The following is a 16,687-nucleotide window of genomic DNA, read 5'->3' on the forward strand; positions in this document are numbered from 1 at the left end:
TTTAAAAACTTAGGTATGCCTAAAGAATAATCAGAAGGAATCATCCAAATGTCAGAACAACAAGGTCGTGTAAGTCGAGAAATTCGTGGTCATCTTTATTTGATCGGTTTGGACCGTGCAGATAAACGGAATGCATTTGACAGTTATTTAATTCATGACCTTTCACTGGCGCTCACTGAATATGAAGATGATCCAAATTTACGCTGTGCGGTGATTTTTGCTCATGGCGATCATTTTACTGCGGGTCTAGATCTGGTCGAACTACAACCCAAACTTGGCAGCGGGCTGTTTAATTTTCCTGATCAGCAAATTAATCCGTGGGGAACCAACTCACGACAACGAAAAAAACCAGTTGTGGTCGCGGTACAAGGGTTCTGTTTTACAGCGGGTATTGAACTCATGCTGAATGCCGATGTCGTGATCGCACAGCGTCAGACGGAGTTTGCTCAAATGGAAGTGCAACGTGGCATTCTTCCTTTTGGTGGTGCAACAGTTCGCTTTGTGCAAGCAGCGGGTTGGAATAAAGCCATGCGCTATTTACTCACAGGTGAACGTTTCAATGCGCAAACGGCATATGACATGAACTTGGTGACTGAAATCACCGACCAAGCGCCCTTATCTCGTGCCATTGAACTTGCAGAACAAATTGCACAGGCTGCACCACTGGCGGTTCAGGCAACACTCGCTGCAGCACAACAAGGTGTACATTTGGGGACCGATGCTGCATTTGCTCAATTGGATCAGCACTTACAACCATTACTAAAAACACAAGATGTACAAGAAGGCGTGATGGCCATGCTACAACGTCGCGCAGCCAATTTTCAGGGCAAATAAGCCTATTGATAAACCGAATAAACCCTTTCCGTCCTGCCCATCCAGAGAAAAATTATGTCAACGGATTTAGAACAAGCAACGCAAGAAATACATAGTACACCCGTGAGTTTCCCAGCAACCGATGGTTATACGCTTTCTGGCGTTGAATATCGGCCTAATACTGCCGCTAAGGCCAATATTATTATTTCAAGTGCGACAGGTGTACCTCAACAATTTTACCGTCGTTTTGCCGAGTATGCCGCAGGACTCGGTTATCAAGTACTGACTTTTGATTATCGTGGTATAGGACGTTCTGCACCGTCAAAACTTAAAGGCTTTAAGATGTCCTACCTCGACTGGGGACGTTATGACCTTTCTGGTGCCATAGCTTATATGCAACAACACGGTCAGGAAACTTTTCTAGTGGGACACTCCTATGGCGGTCAAGCATTAGGCCTCACCTCAAATCACGATCAGATACGTGCCATGTATTGTTTTGGCACTGGCGCAGGTTGGCATGGCTATATGCCCTTTAAAGAAAAAATGAAGGTTCATGTGATGTGGAATATCGTTTTTCCGCCGATGGTTGCCATCAAAGGGTATTTGCCTTGGAGCAAACTCAATATGGGCGCTGACCTTCCTGTCGATGTCTATAAACAATGGCGCCGTTGGTGTAAAAACCCAACCTATTTCTTTGCCGACCCTGAGCTGAGTGAGCTATCTCAACAATATGCTGCAGTTCAAACGTCGATTTATGCGGTCGCTGCGCTCGATGATGACTGGGCATTACTCAATTCACGACATGCTTTTATGCAACATTATGCGCAAGCATCAATGCACTATATCAATATTGAAGCGCAAGATTATGGTCTAAAACAGATTGGTCATATGGGATATTTCCGCAAAGGTGCTGAACTCTTATGGCAGGAAGTGATCGGACGGTTTGACGAACTGTTAGTTGCCTAGAGCAATTTACTCCATACACATCACATTGATTTATTCGGATAGAGAGATACATGCGTCCACGGAAAAATACCTCAGAACATCTATTACTACAGTCAGCACACGCCTTTAAACGCTATGGTTATATGGGCTGTAGCATGGGGAAATTGGCTAAAGCCTGTGGACTCTCAAAAGCTGCGTTTTATTATGACTATCCGAATAAAGACGCTTTACTGATGGAAATTTTAAACCTGACGCATATAAAGTTACAACACAGTATTTTTCAGCAATTACAGCAAACTACTAAATCCCCTCAACAGGCTTTCTCGCACATCCATCAACAGGCCATCCAGTTTTTTAGCCAAGGTGGATTAGGTTGTTTAGTCGGGATATTAAGTATGGAACGTCAACATTTGCCTACCGAGATTTTTGCAAAATTACAGTCCATCTTTCAGGAGTGGCAACTCGCCTTTGAAGTGTTTTTTAAGCGATGCATGACCATCGAACACGCCGCTCAACTTGCCAAAGTCAGCTTGGCGGATTATGAAGGCGCAATTTTAATGGCTCGAATGAGCGATGATTTGAGTTATCTCGATTTAGTCCAAGATCGCATTTTGCTTCAACTTGCGGAGTCTTGATAGCGATATTCAATTTTATGTTCTTCGCCAAAACGGTCGACATGTGTATAAAACTCACCGTATCGACCTAAATAATACTCGAGCGATTGATTGTAAAAACTCCAATAAATCGACCATTCATTCAGATCTAATTGGCGAATTTGAGTTTTACAATTGACTGGCATGCGACGTAAAAAAACTTCTTGTAACTGTTCGGCCGCCTGTAGCGAATCTAATTTGTATTGTTGTTGAAAGAAAATTTCCGCAATATCATCAAAAAGTTGCTGTTCATATTCATCAACTTCAATGACCTGATCGACTTGGCGTATAGCATCATCATTCGATGCCAAAGAGATACTGTTCGATTTTTCTGGTGCTTGGTAGCGCGTATATTTTTGACGATATTTTTCTGTTTTTAGGATTTTTTTGACCACAATGCCCGCTGCAGACAACGCGATCAGAATACATATCACAATGAGAAAATTAACCATAATAACAACCTACTGCCGATGACGCGCATGCACATCTTGAATCATCGAATATTTTTATGGACTAATATAACGCACAATAACGTTTAAAATTCATACAAAATTATTTTAAAGCTGAAATTTGGCCTATTTTCTTTGCTAATTTATTTCAAACTATTACACATGCTGAAATCATTGAGTATGTATACATTTCTAAAAGATCTATTATTACTTTAAAAACAGTATAGTTAGATGCATTTACGTGGTTATTTATCCATATTTAATGATTAATTTATAAATATACATTTGTAAATTTTGCAACAATTTTGAAATAAAAACCCAACCCAACGGCGCAATGGCAGCAAAAAAACATAAAACGCAACAATAAGCCTCTTTAAGCACAGGGCGATATCTTCTGAAATGGCAGGCTGTTGGAGTTTTTTTATAAAAAGAAAAAATTATGATACGCGAAGCACAAATCCAGGACATACCCGAAATTATTCACGTGATTCACAACAGCATTCGTTCATGTATCCAGGACCATCAACGTAATGAAAGTGTGATTCAAACTTGGCTTGAGGAGGCAAATCAATCGAATATTTTAATGTGGATGCTTTATAACGACAGCTGGGTCTACATCAGTGACAATCGAGTGGTCGGCTTTATTTTAGTCAGTGATCAGGGACAAATTTTACTGAACTATATCTGCCCTGAGCGCCAGTACCAAGGTATTGGTAAGGCGTTATTGTTAAACATGATTCACTGTGTCCGGAAAAAAAATATTACCGAGATCAGTCTAGAAAGTACCCATACTGCACTCGCCTTTTACCAAAAATATGGCTTTGTCGCACATCAAGATTTTGAGCCTGCTGATGTACCTCTTAAATTAGTCAAACAACTCTGCTAGTAGAGAGATAAAGTTCGTAGAGGGACAGATTTTCAAATAAGATGATTGTATAGATGAATTTAAAGATAAATGAATCTAAATAAGGATTGGCAAAGAATACTAGCGATATCACCTCAGAGTTTTTAAACCTATACAATTCATGGTATCAAGGCTTAAGTTGATCGCGTCCTGCCTGTTTGGCCATATATAAATAATAGTCTGCATGCTTCATTAAAGCTTCGATACTTTCGAAGTCATTTTGCTTATCCATCCATGCCATGCCCAAACTCAGTGTGACATAATTTTTGTCATCACCCCGATTAACATGTTCAAGCTGTTCATCACGCATGGCTTCGAGTACCAATTGTAATTGCTCTTGGGCAATCGCATACGGAACATCATGCATCAATATGGCAAACTCTTCTCCACCGTAGCGAGCTACATAGGCTGAACTTGGCAGGGTGTTTTGCATGGTTTTCACGATCTGCTGTAACACCTCATCGCCTTTAAGATGTCCATAGTGGTCATTATAATTTTTAAAATAATCGACATCTAACATCGCAAAGACCAATGTTCGGTGACTATGAAAACGGACCTCCGAATATAAGCGTTGAATTTCAGCATTCAGTGCACGGCGGTTGAATGCCCCCGTTAAGGCATCAATACGAATTTGTAGCTCTAATTTTTTATTCAGCTCATGGAGCTGTAAGGTGCGCTCTTTGACTTTCTGATCGAGTGAACTGTTTAGCTCAAGCAAACTATTATTCAACTGTTCCGTATGCATCGACTGCTGTGCATAATGGTGCGATTGCTGAAACATGATCAACAAGGCATACAAACTGGTTGAAATGAACGATAAATTGACTGAATCAATCAAATTCATCATCAGCAAAAAGTCGTTTAAAAAGGTAATGCACAGGAAAATAACCGCGATTAAATTTAATTTTGAATACGGTTCTTTCTTTTTCAGTGTTAGGTAAAAACCATAAGCAAAATTACTTAGAACAACGATCACATAGGCAAAACTGTAAGTTGCCAAAGGTTGAAAAATTTCAGGCGTCGAAACAAAAGTCACTGAAATATTCAACGACAACAGCAAAATCGCGATCTGATAATTTAAGGTAAATAAATAGCGACGACTGAGCAAGTGGATATAACTTAAAAAGAAAATCGATGCCAAATAGGTAAATAAGTATTCTAATCGCGTGCCCCACAACCAATTGATATCGGTAAAAGTGGTATAGGCATAAGGTGCTGAAAATAAATTATGGAGTGCTAAAAAGACAATAAATAAGCCAAACACCAAGTTACTTCGGCTATTGCGACCGCGTAAACCTCGGAAAACAGAAAATAGGATCGTAAATAGTCCCACACCCAAGACGGCGCCCGACACCATCCCAATACTCATCATTTGTTGTTGGAATTGGCGGTTTACTGTCTTGGCGATACCAATACGCATTGGGTTTTCAAACCCGCCATGCATACTGTTAAAACTTGAAGCCTGAATGGTTAAAGTGAAATATTCATCTTGTGCCACAAAATAGGCAATTCGCGGTGCATTCTCCGTTTTTTGTTCTGCTTCAGTACGCCCCACCTCGCCCAAACGAACGATCACATCACCATTTAAAAATACCCGATACGCACCGTACTGATTTGGAATCAATACCGCGATACGTCGACCAATAAATTGTTTAGGGATTTGGAAATGTCCAGTAAATGTCCCAAAACCTTTACTGTCCCCTGTGATGTCTTTAAATGATGCAGGCAGATAGACCGTTTGACCGACTAGAACCGAACTCGGAGACGTTAAAAATTGATTTGGATAAAACAACCATTTGCCTTGTAAGAGGCTACTGGTGTCTTCCGTGAAGTAGATTTGGTTAACTTCGTTTTGATGTTTTAAATAAAACGATTTAGGAGCAGTTTCATACTGTGCTTGAGCAGTCGATACAGTGAGTGCCAATGTAAAAATAATAAAGGTAAGAACCCAGAACAATCTGGTGCAAGGCAACTGTAAATACAATGGCTTTGATTCCTGCGTTTATACTCGAGTAATTATTCTAATCTACGGTAAAAGACAAAAATAACAACATCTATTTTATCCAATTGATCAATAACGTCCATGTCATTGATCTAAAACTATTGATCTATTAATCGCGAGTTTTTACGTCATACAATTCAATCTCAAAAATAAGATTTGAATTGGCAGGAATTACATTACCCATTTTACGCTCACCATAAGCCAAATGTGATGGCACGATTAACTTACGTTTACCACCGACTTTCATCCCCATGATGCCCTGATCCCATCCTTTAATTACACGGCCTGTACCAATCACTGTTTCAAAATAATTACCACGATCCAGTGATGAATCAAATTTAGTACCGTCTTCTAACCAGCCTGTATAGTGCGTTGTAATCAAAGCGCCTTTAACCGCTTCTTTACCTTCGCCTACCACTAAGTCAATAATTTCTAATTCCGTGCTCATGCTCTCAACCTCAAATGCCGCAATCAAAATAAAGCCCTATTATAAACAAAATCAGTCTGAACATGATGGCCTTGAAAGCGCTAGAACATAACGACTCAAAATTGAGAACTCAAATATTTAGATCAGCATGCAAATAAACATTTACTAGTAAAGCTCACATGTCTTGAAACATTTAGGAGTATTCCGTTATCACTAAGATGCATTGGGAAGAAACGAATAAAAAATTTAAAGCGCTCTAAAAGTTTGAACGTTCATTGAATGAAGACGTTTATGCGGTAAGAACAACGCTATTTACATAGCTAATAAAGAGGATTCATCCATAGGCATTACATAAATGGGGGGCTAGAAAATTTCCCGAATTAAATTTTTATTTTGGTTTTAGGTCAACTGAGTTTTAAATCGACAGTTAAATTAACAGAATCGTATTAGCTGAAAAAATAGTTATAGCGACAAGGATGCAAGCCTAAACTCGCACCCATCATAAAAAGTTAAATAAAATCATGCGCTTATTGCAATTGTGTCCATTCAATCAACGATTGAGCTTTATCACCAATCAAAGTCCATTCGCCGTCCATCACATTTAATTGTAAAGACATGGTCCGTTCGCATAACTCTTGAATGGCAGCCGTACTCGCTTCAGATAATTGCCAAATTTCAACATTCTTCAGGGTTTTCAGTTTGCTGTTGCGTTTATACCATTCGTCTACTGAAGAACCATAGGTAATCACAGCAACGTGTGGGCAACGTGCGCTGGCTTTTTTGACTTTATCTTCGTCAGGGCAACCGACTTCAATCCATTTCACCAATTGACCTGTTAAATCTTTTTCCCACAGCGCTGGTTCGTCTGTTTCGAAAAGATCTTTGGTAAATTCTAAGGCTTCATCTGCATAGCGTGCATATGCCAAGACACGTACCATCAAACGTTCAATCGTTTCAGAAGGATGCAAAGCCATCGTCAATTGATAATCACCATATTGGTGTACATCCATATTGGCAATGTTCAAATCTGCTTTATAAATTGTAGCTTTTAGCGCCATAGTAAAGTCCTCAAATTTGGCGCCTAGCATATAAGATTTAGCAAGCTTTTGCTGCATTGATTTACTTATTTCTCAGCTTTATCGGCATCGATACGACACTGCATTAAGCGATCTTCAAATTCGAGCCATTCACGTTCAGTTTGGTAAATAATTTCGACACGATTATCGATACTTTCCTCGCTCGACTGATAATTAAACTGATCAGGATTAAAGTTAAAGGTTTTCCACCCTTGGTCTGTCTGAAAAATACCTTTGATCCGTAGCCAATCTTGCTGCTCACAGAGTAAATCTAACAGCTCAAAAAAGTCGAAGGTCCATCGTTTTGGGAGTTTCCAACCTGCGACACTATAGCCCTGAGCGGATTCAACATAATGATAAGGCAACTGTTTAATTTCTGTGGGCACATCGACCAACGTTTGCTTTTGTATCGCCAATAAAGGCTGAATTTTACGAGGACTTCCCACATAGGCGAGATCAATATTTGCCAATTTTAAATCACCTTTGACGACATTGATCCATTGCTGCTGATACGGTAAATACGTTTGTTTGAGTCGTTCCAAACCAGCTTGATCGGCATCACTCATACAATCGACATGAGACACCACCACGATTTGTGCCACTTTGAGTTGATCGGCATACAGATTTTGCGAAGTCCACTCTTGATCATGTAAGCGTGAGCCATCAACCACGGTCACCAATGCCCGCATGGCTAAATGCGGATGCCAATGTGGCTCGGTCAATTGCTCCAAAAGTTGCCCAGGATGTCCCAAACCTGTCGGTTCAATAAACAGTCGGTCGGGTTTCACCTCTGACAATAACCGTGACAACGCAATTTGCATCGGCAGTTGGCTGCTACAACATAGACAACCACCCAATAATTCCTTCACCGCAAAACCTTGATCTTGCGACAACATCTGTTGATCGACCCCGATTTGTCCAAACTCGTTCATCAGTACGGCCCAAGTTTCACCCGCTGGCTTTTGCTTCAATAACTGCTGTAAAACTGTGGTTTTACCCGCACCTAAAAAGCCAGAAATAATATGAACAGGAATCGCACCGTGGGTAGAAACTAATTTCAAAAGTGATTCACTCAAATAAATAGCCAATGATTGATGGCCTTTACCATAATGATTTCAAAAAAATGCTGCAAGCCAAGTCTTCATTTCTCTGTCTTCATTTTCCTAAAGCATAGATCAGCCTAGTATCCGAGGCATTGAATGATAATCTGGCTATTAAGAGCCTGTTTATTCCATTTGCATGAATGCATGACATATCTAGTCACACTTTATTGGCAAAGTTAACTCTTATATTTTAAAAAATGGTTATCTCGAAAAGAATCCTTACATTTGGATTTTAGTGAAATTTCTGGATTCTGCTTATTTACGACATCGATGTAATCATCATGTAAACAATGAATGAATCATGAAGTCGATTTGGTCATTTTTTCTTGCAAAGTTAAATGAAGATTCCGATATTTTTTTACATTTAAAACACAGGATGGACGGTTATGTATTCATCCAGTTAACCAGTCTGTTTCACTTTGTTGCTCGCATTGATCACTCGGTTTTCTCGATTTAGCATGAGTTCTCTCCTGATGGACGTGATGATCTTTTCAGGACTTACTAAAATATATAAGGATGCTCAAAATGAAATTAACTCAAATTTTACTTGCTTCTACTCTAGCTGCTGCAGCTGCAACAAGTTTTGCTGCGAGCAAAGATAAACAAGAAGCACCTGAACAAGAAAAAGTAGTGGTTAGCACTCAAGAACAGCCAGCGACTGAAACAACTGCTGCTGAAGGTACTGCTGCTCAACCTGCTTCAGAAGCCAATGCTGAAGGTTCTGCACCAGCTCAACCTGCTCAGTAATAGACGGATAGCGTACTCCACACGCTAAATTCATTTAGTCTGCTGCTCAACATTTATCCCTCACTAATAGAATGTTGTGCTAAATGAATTAAAGTCGCCGGATCATTGAAAAATGGTTCGGCTTTTTTATGCTCAAAGCTACTAATTGATAGATTTTAATGATCGATAAATCATTCAAAATGATTGATGATTTTCATATAAATAAATATATATCATTTACTTAAAATAAAACCCTGCAAAAAACACGACAATTCGATTCATCGTTTCGACTTATGCCTAGCTTGTTGAAAGCCTTGCTTTAGAACTTAATAGTGGCATATGTGAAGTGATTGGATGTTTACGCATGAGCAATAAAGCAAATTACACAACGGAAGTTGCCATTCTGGGCGCAGGTCCTGTCGGCTTAACCATTGCAAACTACTTAAGTAAGCAAGGTGTCAATGTCACTGTGATTGAACAACTAGACAGCCTGGTTGACTACCCACGTGCGATTGGTATTGATGATGAATCATTACGTACCATCCAATCATTAGGTTTAGTGGACCAAGTATTACCACATACAACACCGAACCACGCGATGCGTTTCTTAACCCCTAAAGGTCGTTGTTTCGCTGACATTCAACCGCTCACTCGTGAATTTGGTTTCTCACGTCGTAATGCCTTTATTCAACCGCAAGTCGATAATGTACTACTACAAGGTTTAAAACAGTACGAAACCACAAATGTTTTATTCTCTCGTCAATTGTCTGATTTTAGCCAAGATGCCAATGGTGTAACGCTAAATATTCAAAATAAAGACGGTGAAGCTGAAAAAATTCAAGCGCAGTATTTGATTGCTTGTGATGGTGGTAACTCAGTGGTCCGTCGTACCCTCAACATCGGCTTCGATGGTAAAACTGCACCGAACCAATGGATTGTAATCGACATCAATAATGACCCACTTGCAACGCCACACATTTACCTATGCTGTGACCCTGTGCGTCCTTATGTATCTGCTGCACTTCCACACGGTATTCGTCGTTTCGAATTTATGGTGATGCCTGGGGAGACTCAAGAAGAATTAAGCAAACCTGAAAACATTGCAAAACTTTTGTCGAAAGTACTTCCAACGACCGATGGTATTGAAGTGATTCGTCAGCGTGTTTATACCCACAATGCCCGTATTGCAGATAAATTCCGTGTAGACCGTATTTTACTTGCAGGCGATGCTGCGCACATCATGCCAGTATGGCAAGGTCAAGGGTATAACAGTGGTATGCGCGATGCGTTCAACCTTGCGTGGAAAGTTGCAATGGTTGTACAAGGCAAAGCTGGCCCTGCGCTTTTAGATACGTACCAAGTTGAACGTAAAGATCATGCCAAAGCGATGATTGATCTTTCTGTAATGGCGGGTCATGTCCTTGCGCCACCAAAAAAATGGCAAGGTTTCGTGCGTGATGGTATTGCCTATGCGCTCAATTACATCAAACCGATCAAGCAATATCTATTGGAAATGCGCTTCAAACCAATGCCGAAGTACAACGATGGTGCATTGATCAATAACGGTGTTAAAGACTCACCTGTGGGTAAAATGTTCATTCAACCACATGTTCAACTTGAATCTGGTGAGAAAGTCCTACTTGATGAAGTCATCGGTAACGACTTTGCAATCATTGCTTGGGGCGTCGATCCAAAATGGGGTCTGTCAGATGCGACCATAAAAAAATGGCAAAAATTGGGCGTTAAATTTATCCAAGTATTGCCTGCTGTTCAGCTTAGCAATGAAAATCGCACCAAGTACGACAATGTAATTACGATTGGTGATATTGGTACTGATATTCGTGGTTGGTTTGGTAAAACCACTGAATCTGTTACGATTCTTCGCCCAGACCGCTTTGTTGCAGCGATTGCAATTCCACAAAATTTAGATAGCGTGAGCCAACAATTGTTTGCAAAATTGCATGCTTAATAATCTAAATAGATCTGCAAGAATTAAAAATCACCATGCATAAAGCATGGTGATTTTTTTCTACAATCACTATAAACATCAGATGCTATAATCGTTCAATACATAATTATAAGCTTCGCAAAATGCAAAAAAGATTTCAGAAATTATTCATTTATAGTTTGTTAGGTTTTATTTTTATCTGTTCACTCATTTTCGTAGAGATACATCATTTTCATGCCAATAGTTGGTTACCTATTTTCGTTTTTTGCCTCTGTTTTCTTATTTCTTTGAATTGCTATTTATTAGGCTTAGAAAAAGATGTGAACAAAAACGAAGAATCTAATTTTTTGTCCTTCCATTTATACATTTCATTTTTTTATGCAGTTATTGCCAGCTTTTTTCTCACCACAGTGATTCTTGCTTTATTTGCATTACAAACTCAATATTTTGGTCAAGATAAAAATATCATTCTAAAAGGCCAAGTCTATTCACCCACATTTACACTAGAAAAGAAGCCCTGCCGAACTCGCCTTAAATTTCCCGAAAGTGGTTGGTCTACCTTCGCGTATCTCTGTCTAGATACCAAGAAACATAACTTTTCTGGTTATTACAAACTCCATTTGAAAACCAGTTTCGCAGGGGCTGCGGTTCAAGATTATGATTGGATTGATGATCAATTAACATATCAGCAGCATCGTGCCTTAGATATGGATCCACATCAAAAAAGACTGCTTGAAATATATGCCAAACTTGAAAGAGATTTAGGCCCACCTCTATCTGATGATGAAGCCCATGATTTTTTAAATAGAACCAACAATGATTGAGTCTATTTAATTTAGCTCAACATTTGCCATACATTATCTAGGCAATAATTAAAATCGCTTTACCATCTTAGTGATTGATATTTAAAACTCTTTCTTTGTAGTTCCAAAGAAAGAGTTACATGATTAGACATATAGCAACGCCACGTTCAGCCAACAATCAAATAAGCATCCAAGTTAAACCGACTGAAACCAATGCACATCTTTTACCGATTCACGTTGCTGAATCTGCTGAATAAAAGGTTTAAATTCCTCTAAATATGGCAATATTTTGAATGAAATGGCATACACCATCCAATAAGCCAAATATAAATCTGCTGCGCTAATTTTATCCCCCAACAGATATGGCTGGGCCTGCGCAAGCCCTGTTTTAATAAAATCTAAAAGTATTTTTTCATTACCAAAACTCAAACTGCCACGTTTTTCATCCATCAACTCTGTGCTAATGCCGACATTTTTCATGTCCATATATTCAGTCAGCGGACCATGACAAAAAAACATCCATTTCAAATATTCACCACGTTTTGGATTATCCAAGGCGGGTGCTAAACCTTTGTCACTGAATTTATCGGCTAAATAACTAAAGATGGCTGCAGTTTCACTGATCACGGCAGTACCATCGACCAAGCAAGGAACTTTGCCCATGGGGTTAATCTTGAGATATGCCGCTTGATGCATCTCTTCATATGGCACTTCAATAATGTCAACTTCTGACTCGATGTTTAATTCTTTTAATAAAGGCAGAATGGTATTACTGCGTGAGCGTGGATTGCTGTAGAGTTTCATTGCTGGGTTCATTGTAGATATCCTTATTTTCATCCTTGTTGTTCTGTCTATTACTATACGCGGCTTTATGTAGAATTATGTTGCGTTCATCCGTGCTTTAAACACTTTCCGATACAATACGCCCGACTAATAATTACGCTAAATTTGAATTTATATTTAAAGCAAAAAGTATTTACTCCGACTTTCTGATAATCAAACAATTGAGCTCTACATCGATGAAAAATAAATATTTAATTGCCATGTTTACGGTGATTTTAATTTCAGGCTGTTCCAAGAAAACCGAAGAAATGGCAACTGAAGCCAGCGCAGATGCACAACCTGCTCAAGTCAGTACACAGCAAGATCAAGCAGCGGAAAGCACATCCAATGAGCCGTCTACCACGCCTGCAACAACACAAAAACCTGAAACTATTTTAAATGAGCAGGTCAACCTAGCCGAAGCCTCTCGTAAAATGGTACGAGAAGCCAATGTCAGTTTTGAGTCGAAAGATGTCGTTAAAACGGCCTTAGAAATTGAAAAACTGACGCTAAGTTTAGGCGGCTTTATTGAACAGAAAAATATCGACTTTATGGTGCATGAGAGTCAATCCTACCCGATTGCTGACGGCAAAATTAAAATCTTCGAAAAAGTAAATCCGCAAGCGGAAATGATCATTCGTGTGCCAAGTGAAAAAGCTGCACATTTCGTCAATCAACTGTTACCACTAATGCATTTTTTGAACCGTCAGCAATATTCGGCAAAACGCTATGAACTAAAACTACTCGAAGAAAAAATGTCGCAAACAACGGTCGTGCCAGACCATGTAGCAGCAGCGCAAGTCAATGAAATCTCACGCCTGACTCGCTTAGAAGTTCAAGATCGTGTCCGCTATAGCACGATTGTGATTGGCTTTACTCAACCTGCCACTGTCCGTGAACATATCGATATTAACCTTGATGCTGTTGCGCAGTTAAATGGCGATAGTTTCTGGCAAAGAGCGTGGTATGGTATTCAAAAAGGTTGGCAATTTGTGTTGAGCCTACTGGTTATTCTCATTACGATTTGGCCACTCTATCTGATTATTTTTATCGGTTTGATTGCCTACCGCGTGATGAAACCCTATTTACAAAAATGGTTTAAATAAATCAGAGCGATAAAGGCAACTTATCATTGAGTCTTTGATTAAAAATACGATAAATAAAAAATCCCGAAGCGCTTAATTCAGGATTTTTTTATTTAAATCTTAGGGCAATATTTAAAGGCTTAGAAAAAGCCCATATAGAACTGCTCTTTTAAGACTTTTAAAATCAATTCGATTGCATCATTTTTACGATCTTTTCGATAGCTCGCATACAAACCAATGGTCGGCAAAGGTTCAACCGTACTTTTAACCAATATTTTATCACCGAGCAATGGAATGACATAAGACGGTACCAAACTCCACCCCACGCCCATACCGACCAAATTGACATTTAACAAAATATTGGTCGAATGCTGTACCAAGTTCACATTCAGTTTATTTTGCTTAAAGAAATCTTGAATAATTCGGTATAGCTCAGGTGATGAATGTTCATCACTAATAATAAAATCCTGATTATTCATGTTTTTAATGCTAATGTGCCGCTGTTCTGCCACAGGCGAATTTTTCGGTACAATCAGCGCCAAAGGCTCAGTAAAAATCTGAACAGATTCTATATCAGGGCTTTCTTCGACATAACGGGTAAAGGCAATATCAATTTCCCCTTTACGCACTGCACTGATCTGATCGACATCCATTAAACTATGAAAATGAATTTTTAACTCAGGAAACTGAGCACGGATATTCGGCATGATATAAGGAAAGACCTTCATTTCAGCCACAGGAACAAAGCCGATATTCAGTTGTTCTTTACTGAGCTGCGCAATTTGACGCGCATCTATCATGGCTTTTTCAGCATGTTCTAAACTCAAACGCGCTTCTTTTAAAAAGGCCTGACCTTCTGCAGTCAACTCAACTTTTCGGTTGGTTCGCATCAATAATTGCACCCCAACTTCCTGTTCTAAGTCTTTAATTTGCTGACTTAAAGAAGGTTGCACAGTACACATTCGCTGCGCAGCCTTGGTAAAATTTAGCTCTTCGGCAACCGCAACAAAATATCGTAGATGTCGTAATTCCATTATTCAGCTCCTAAAGCACTGCGTTTAAATTGGTTTGCCACGAATAAACGATACATCCACAAAGTGAACAGCACCATCACCGCACAAAATAAATAGGTTGCCTGAAATCCAAAGTATGCAATCAGCACACCCATAATGACCGAACCGACAGCAAGGCCAATATCAAACAAGGCAAAAAAGGTGGATATCGCATGTCCCATTCGGGCTTTTTCTACCGTTTGAATCGCGACCGTTTGCAGGCATGGGAAAACTGAACCGTAGCCGATGCCCATAAAAACTGCCGATATCCAAAGCACCCATTGATTCGTGAGAAAACTCACAACCACCAAACCAATGGCAAAGCAAATAAATGATGGATAGATGACTGCACTCGGGCCTTTACGATCATAGACTTTGCCAACCCAAGGACGGACGAGCAACATCGACACAGCAAAGACAATAAAAAAGATACTGGTATAAGCGAGTAAATGCTTCAACTCTGCATAAGCGGTGATAAAACTCATCACACTCGAATATGCAAATGCAGTCAGCAATGCCACAAAACTGATGGCAAGTACCCGTGTTTCTATCACATCACGCCATTGGATGGCTGCGGATTGGCTCGCTTGATCACTTGACTTATGCTGTACGTGTTCTTGTATTTGAACCAACCACGTAAAAATATAGCCCACTGCAACCAATAAGGCTAATACTGCAAATAAGGTACTAAAACTGCTGGATTGAATCATACTCAGCGCTAAAAATGGCCCGATCACCACTCCTAAGTTGGTCGACATGACAAAGTAACCCATGCCTTCGCCTTTTCGATGATCTGGGATGTAATCATTTACGATGGGAACATTGACCGTGGTTAATATACTGAACCAAAAACCATGTAAAAAACGAATGACCAACAACGACCACATGCTGTCAATCCACAAATAACTCAGCGCAAAAACGACAAAAATAAAGCCTGAAATACGTACAGAATTGGCTTTACCAAAACGCTCAATGATCATGCCGGAAAAGGGACGAATCGCAATGGATGACACCAAAAACAGCGTTAAAGCCATACCCGCTTGCTGAATCGAACCACCCAATTCTTTCATAATATAAATGGGCAATATTGTCAGCAGTGCAAAGTAATAGCTAAATAAAAACAAGTTATTACACAGACAAAAAACGAAAGACTTGTTCCATAGCGATGCCTGATGTTGAGTAATCATGAGGTCATTGTCTCGCTGCTACGCGTGGCTTGGGACTGCATAAAAATCGGGTTTAGCGCCAACTGCACCAGTCGCTTGATATAGTCTTCATCTGGCTGGGTATTAAAGAAAATGATCTGATAATGAATCGGGCCGTACAACATGTCCAACATGAGTTCGAAAGGATAATCTGCGCGAATTTCTCCTCGTTGAATGGCCAATTGAATCAGCTCACGTGTGGCTTCTCGTCGAGGTAATAAATACTGTTTAAAAAACTCACCCGCTGCTTCACGATGCTCCGCCAATACAACCAGCAATGCTCGACCTACGTGCTGATTTAAAGCCCGTGATAGTTTGAGCAATTGTTGATTTAGATTGAACTCTAAACTTTGTGATAAATCGAGTTCAAACACCGACGCGGTGTGCGCTTTAAAAGCATCGAAAACCAGATCGGACTTATGCTTCCACCAACGGTAAATCGTCGATTTTCCCACGCCTGCACGAGCCGCAATGTCTTCAATGGTCATGCTTCGATAATCACTTTCCGCCAAAGCATCTGTGACCGCTTGTAAGATACATTGCTTACGCCGAGAAGTTTTTTCAGTTTCACTCATAATTCAAAAAACGAAACGCTACGTATCGTTTTATATTAAACGGTATTGGACTGAATGACTATCTTTAACTAAGCTTTGAAGAAAAAAACTTTAGTCGCA

17 protein-coding genes are annotated in these 16,687 nt (G+C 39.7%); 8 read left to right on the forward strand and 9 right to left on the reverse strand.

Features of this window, described 5'->3' with window-relative positions; all coding sequences use genetic code 11:
- Window positions 1-48 precede the first annotated feature (48 nt).
- The 3 genes from FTU16_RS00650 to FTU16_RS00660 are packed head-to-tail and all read left to right on the forward strand — an operon-like array spanning window position 49 to window position 2,393.
- Window positions 49-834: a crotonase/enoyl-CoA hydratase family protein gene (locus FTU16_RS00650; RefSeq protein WP_180162477.1), complete on the forward strand. Its 786-nt coding sequence runs from the start codon at window positions 49-51 to the stop codon at window positions 832-834.
- Window positions 835-888: 54 nt separating this feature from the next.
- A complete protein-coding gene (locus tag FTU16_RS00655; protein WP_180162478.1) occupies window positions 889-1,779 on the forward strand; it encodes an alpha/beta fold hydrolase in 891 nt (296 codons plus the stop codon).
- 50 nt (window positions 1,780-1,829) lie between these two features.
- A complete protein-coding gene (locus tag FTU16_RS00660) occupies window positions 1,830-2,393 on the forward strand; it encodes a TetR/AcrR family transcriptional regulator (RefSeq protein ID WP_180162479.1) in 564 nt (187 codons plus the stop codon).
- Here the strand turns inward: FTU16_RS00660 and FTU16_RS00665 are convergent.
- Window positions 2,375-2,863 carry a hypothetical protein gene (locus tag FTU16_RS00665; protein ID WP_180162480.1) on the reverse strand — a complete coding sequence of 163 codons (489 nt, stop codon included), beginning with the start codon at window positions 2,861-2,863 and terminating at the stop codon, window positions 2,375-2,377. The genes FTU16_RS00660 and FTU16_RS00665 overlap by 19 nt on opposite strands.
- 436 nt (window positions 2,864-3,299) lie before the next feature.
- On the opposite strand from FTU16_RS00665, the gene FTU16_RS00670 reads away from it, so the two are divergent.
- Window positions 3,300-3,746, forward strand: coding sequence for a GNAT family N-acetyltransferase (locus FTU16_RS00670; RefSeq protein ID WP_180113775.1), 447 nt, complete (start codon window positions 3,300-3,302; stop codon window positions 3,744-3,746).
- A 145-nt stretch (window positions 3,747-3,891) separates the two neighbouring features.
- On the opposite strand, the gene FTU16_RS00675 is transcribed toward FTU16_RS00670, so the two are convergent.
- From FTU16_RS00675 to FTU16_RS00690, 4 genes are all read right to left on the reverse strand, one after another.
- Complete coding sequence (locus FTU16_RS00675) at window positions 3,892-5,688, reverse strand: diguanylate cyclase domain-containing protein (RefSeq protein ID WP_180113857.1); 1,797 nt, start codon at window positions 5,686-5,688, stop codon at window positions 3,892-3,894.
- Between the two features lie 187 nt (window positions 5,689-5,875).
- Window positions 5,876-6,214: an FKBP-type peptidyl-prolyl cis-trans isomerase gene (locus FTU16_RS00680; RefSeq protein WP_078191421.1), complete on the reverse strand. Its 339-nt coding sequence runs from the start codon at window positions 6,212-6,214 to the stop codon at window positions 5,876-5,878.
- Window positions 6,215-6,720: 506 nt separating this feature from the next.
- Window positions 6,721-7,251: a YaeQ family protein gene (locus tag FTU16_RS00685; protein ID WP_180162481.1), complete on the reverse strand. Its 531-nt coding sequence runs from the start codon at window positions 7,249-7,251 to the stop codon at window positions 6,721-6,723.
- 65 nt (window positions 7,252-7,316) lie between these two features.
- Entirely contained in the window at window positions 7,317-8,330 is a 1,014-nt protein-coding gene (locus tag FTU16_RS00690) for a GTP-binding protein (RefSeq protein ID WP_180162482.1), read from the reverse strand.
- 567 nt (window positions 8,331-8,897) lie between these two features.
- Between FTU16_RS00690 and FTU16_RS00695 the strand changes: the two genes are divergently transcribed.
- The 3 genes from FTU16_RS00695 (at window position 8,898) to FTU16_RS00705 (ending at window position 11,870) form a co-directional block, all read left to right on the forward strand.
- Complete coding sequence (locus FTU16_RS00695; RefSeq protein ID WP_078191424.1) at window positions 8,898-9,119, forward strand: hypothetical protein; 222 nt, start codon at window positions 8,898-8,900, stop codon at window positions 9,117-9,119.
- A 343-nt stretch (window positions 9,120-9,462) separates the two neighbouring features.
- Window positions 9,463-11,067: a bifunctional 3-(3-hydroxy-phenyl)propionate/3-hydroxycinnamic acid hydroxylase gene (locus tag FTU16_RS00700; protein WP_180162483.1), complete on the forward strand. Its 1,605-nt coding sequence runs from the start codon at window positions 9,463-9,465 to the stop codon at window positions 11,065-11,067.
- Between the two features lie 299 nt (window positions 11,068-11,366).
- Window positions 11,367-11,870 (forward strand): hypothetical protein, encoded by a 504-nt coding sequence (locus tag FTU16_RS00705; RefSeq protein WP_180110906.1) that lies wholly within the window; start codon window positions 11,367-11,369, stop codon window positions 11,868-11,870.
- Between the two features lie 174 nt (window positions 11,871-12,044).
- Here the strand turns inward: FTU16_RS00705 and FTU16_RS00710 are convergent, their stop codons facing one another.
- Window positions 12,045-12,653: a glutathione S-transferase family protein gene (locus FTU16_RS00710; RefSeq protein ID WP_180162556.1), complete on the reverse strand. Its 609-nt coding sequence runs from the start codon at window positions 12,651-12,653 to the stop codon at window positions 12,045-12,047.
- 215 nt (window positions 12,654-12,868) lie between these two features.
- Between FTU16_RS00710 and FTU16_RS00715 the strand changes: the two genes are divergently transcribed.
- Window positions 12,869-13,777, forward strand: a complete 909-nt coding sequence (locus FTU16_RS00715; protein WP_180162484.1) for a DUF4349 domain-containing protein — start codon at window positions 12,869-12,871, stop codon at window positions 13,775-13,777.
- A gap of 119 nt (window positions 13,778-13,896) precedes the next feature.
- Here the strand turns inward: FTU16_RS00715 and FTU16_RS00720 are convergent, their stop codons facing one another.
- From FTU16_RS00720 to FTU16_RS00730, 3 genes are read right to left on the reverse strand one after another with little or no spacing between them, the layout of a single operon-like run.
- Window positions 13,897-14,790: a LysR substrate-binding domain-containing protein gene (locus FTU16_RS00720; RefSeq protein ID WP_078191428.1), complete on the reverse strand. Its 894-nt coding sequence runs from the start codon at window positions 14,788-14,790 to the stop codon at window positions 13,897-13,899.
- Window positions 14,790-15,995, reverse strand: a complete 1,206-nt coding sequence (locus tag FTU16_RS00725; protein WP_180162485.1) for an MFS transporter — start codon at window positions 15,993-15,995, stop codon at window positions 14,790-14,792. Before FTU16_RS00725 ends, FTU16_RS00720 begins: the two co-directional genes overlap by 1 nt.
- On the reverse strand, window positions 15,992-16,588 hold the full coding sequence (locus FTU16_RS00730) for a TetR/AcrR family transcriptional regulator (protein ID WP_111885574.1): 597 nt from the start codon (window positions 16,586-16,588) through the stop codon (window positions 15,992-15,994). The genes FTU16_RS00725 and FTU16_RS00730 overlap by 4 nt, the downstream gene beginning before the upstream one ends.
- Window positions 16,589-16,687 lie beyond the last annotated feature (99 nt).

The sequence above is a fragment of the Acinetobacter sp. YH12069 genome (genome assembly GCF_013419675.1).
Lineage (GTDB): Bacteria > Pseudomonadota > Gammaproteobacteria > Pseudomonadales > Moraxellaceae > Acinetobacter > Acinetobacter amyesii.

Coding starts and splice junctions, on each gene's coding strand:
- FTU16_RS00650 (WP_180162477.1), top strand. CDS start 49: ATGTCAGAACAACAAGGTCGTGTAAGTCGAGAAATTCGTGGTCATCTT.
- FTU16_RS00655 (WP_180162478.1), top strand. CDS start 889: ATGTCAACGGATTTAGAACAAGCAACGCAAGAAATACATAGTACACCC.
- FTU16_RS00660 (WP_180162479.1), top strand. CDS start 1,830: ATGCGTCCACGGAAAAATACCTCAGAACATCTATTACTACAGTCAGCA.
- FTU16_RS00665 (WP_180162480.1), bottom strand. CDS start 2,863: ATGGTTAATTTTCTCATTGTGATATGTATTCTGATCGCGTTGTCTGCA.
- FTU16_RS00670 (WP_180113775.1), top strand. CDS start 3,300: ATGATACGCGAAGCACAAATCCAGGACATACCCGAAATTATTCACGTG.
- FTU16_RS00680 (WP_078191421.1), bottom strand. CDS start 6,214: ATGAGCACGGAATTAGAAATTATTGACTTAGTGGTAGGCGAAGGTAAA.
- FTU16_RS00685 (WP_180162481.1), bottom strand. CDS start 7,251: ATGGCGCTAAAAGCTACAATTTATAAAGCAGATTTGAACATTGCCAAT.
- FTU16_RS00695 (WP_078191424.1), top strand. CDS start 8,898: ATGAAATTAACTCAAATTTTACTTGCTTCTACTCTAGCTGCTGCAGCT.
- FTU16_RS00700 (WP_180162483.1), top strand. CDS start 9,463: ATGAGCAATAAAGCAAATTACACAACGGAAGTTGCCATTCTGGGCGCA.
- FTU16_RS00710 (WP_180162556.1), bottom strand. CDS start 12,653: ATGAAACTCTACAGCAATCCACGCTCACGCAGTAATACCATTCTGCCT.
- FTU16_RS00715 (WP_180162484.1), top strand. CDS start 12,869: ATGAAAAATAAATATTTAATTGCCATGTTTACGGTGATTTTAATTTCA.
- FTU16_RS00720 (WP_078191428.1), bottom strand. CDS start 14,790: ATGGAATTACGACATCTACGATATTTTGTTGCGGTTGCCGAAGAGCTA.
- FTU16_RS00725 (WP_180162485.1), bottom strand. CDS start 15,995: ATGATTACTCAACATCAGGCATCGCTATGGAACAAGTCTTTCGTTTTT.
- FTU16_RS00730 (WP_111885574.1), bottom strand. CDS start 16,588: ATGAGTGAAACTGAAAAAACTTCTCGGCGTAAGCAATGTATCTTACAA.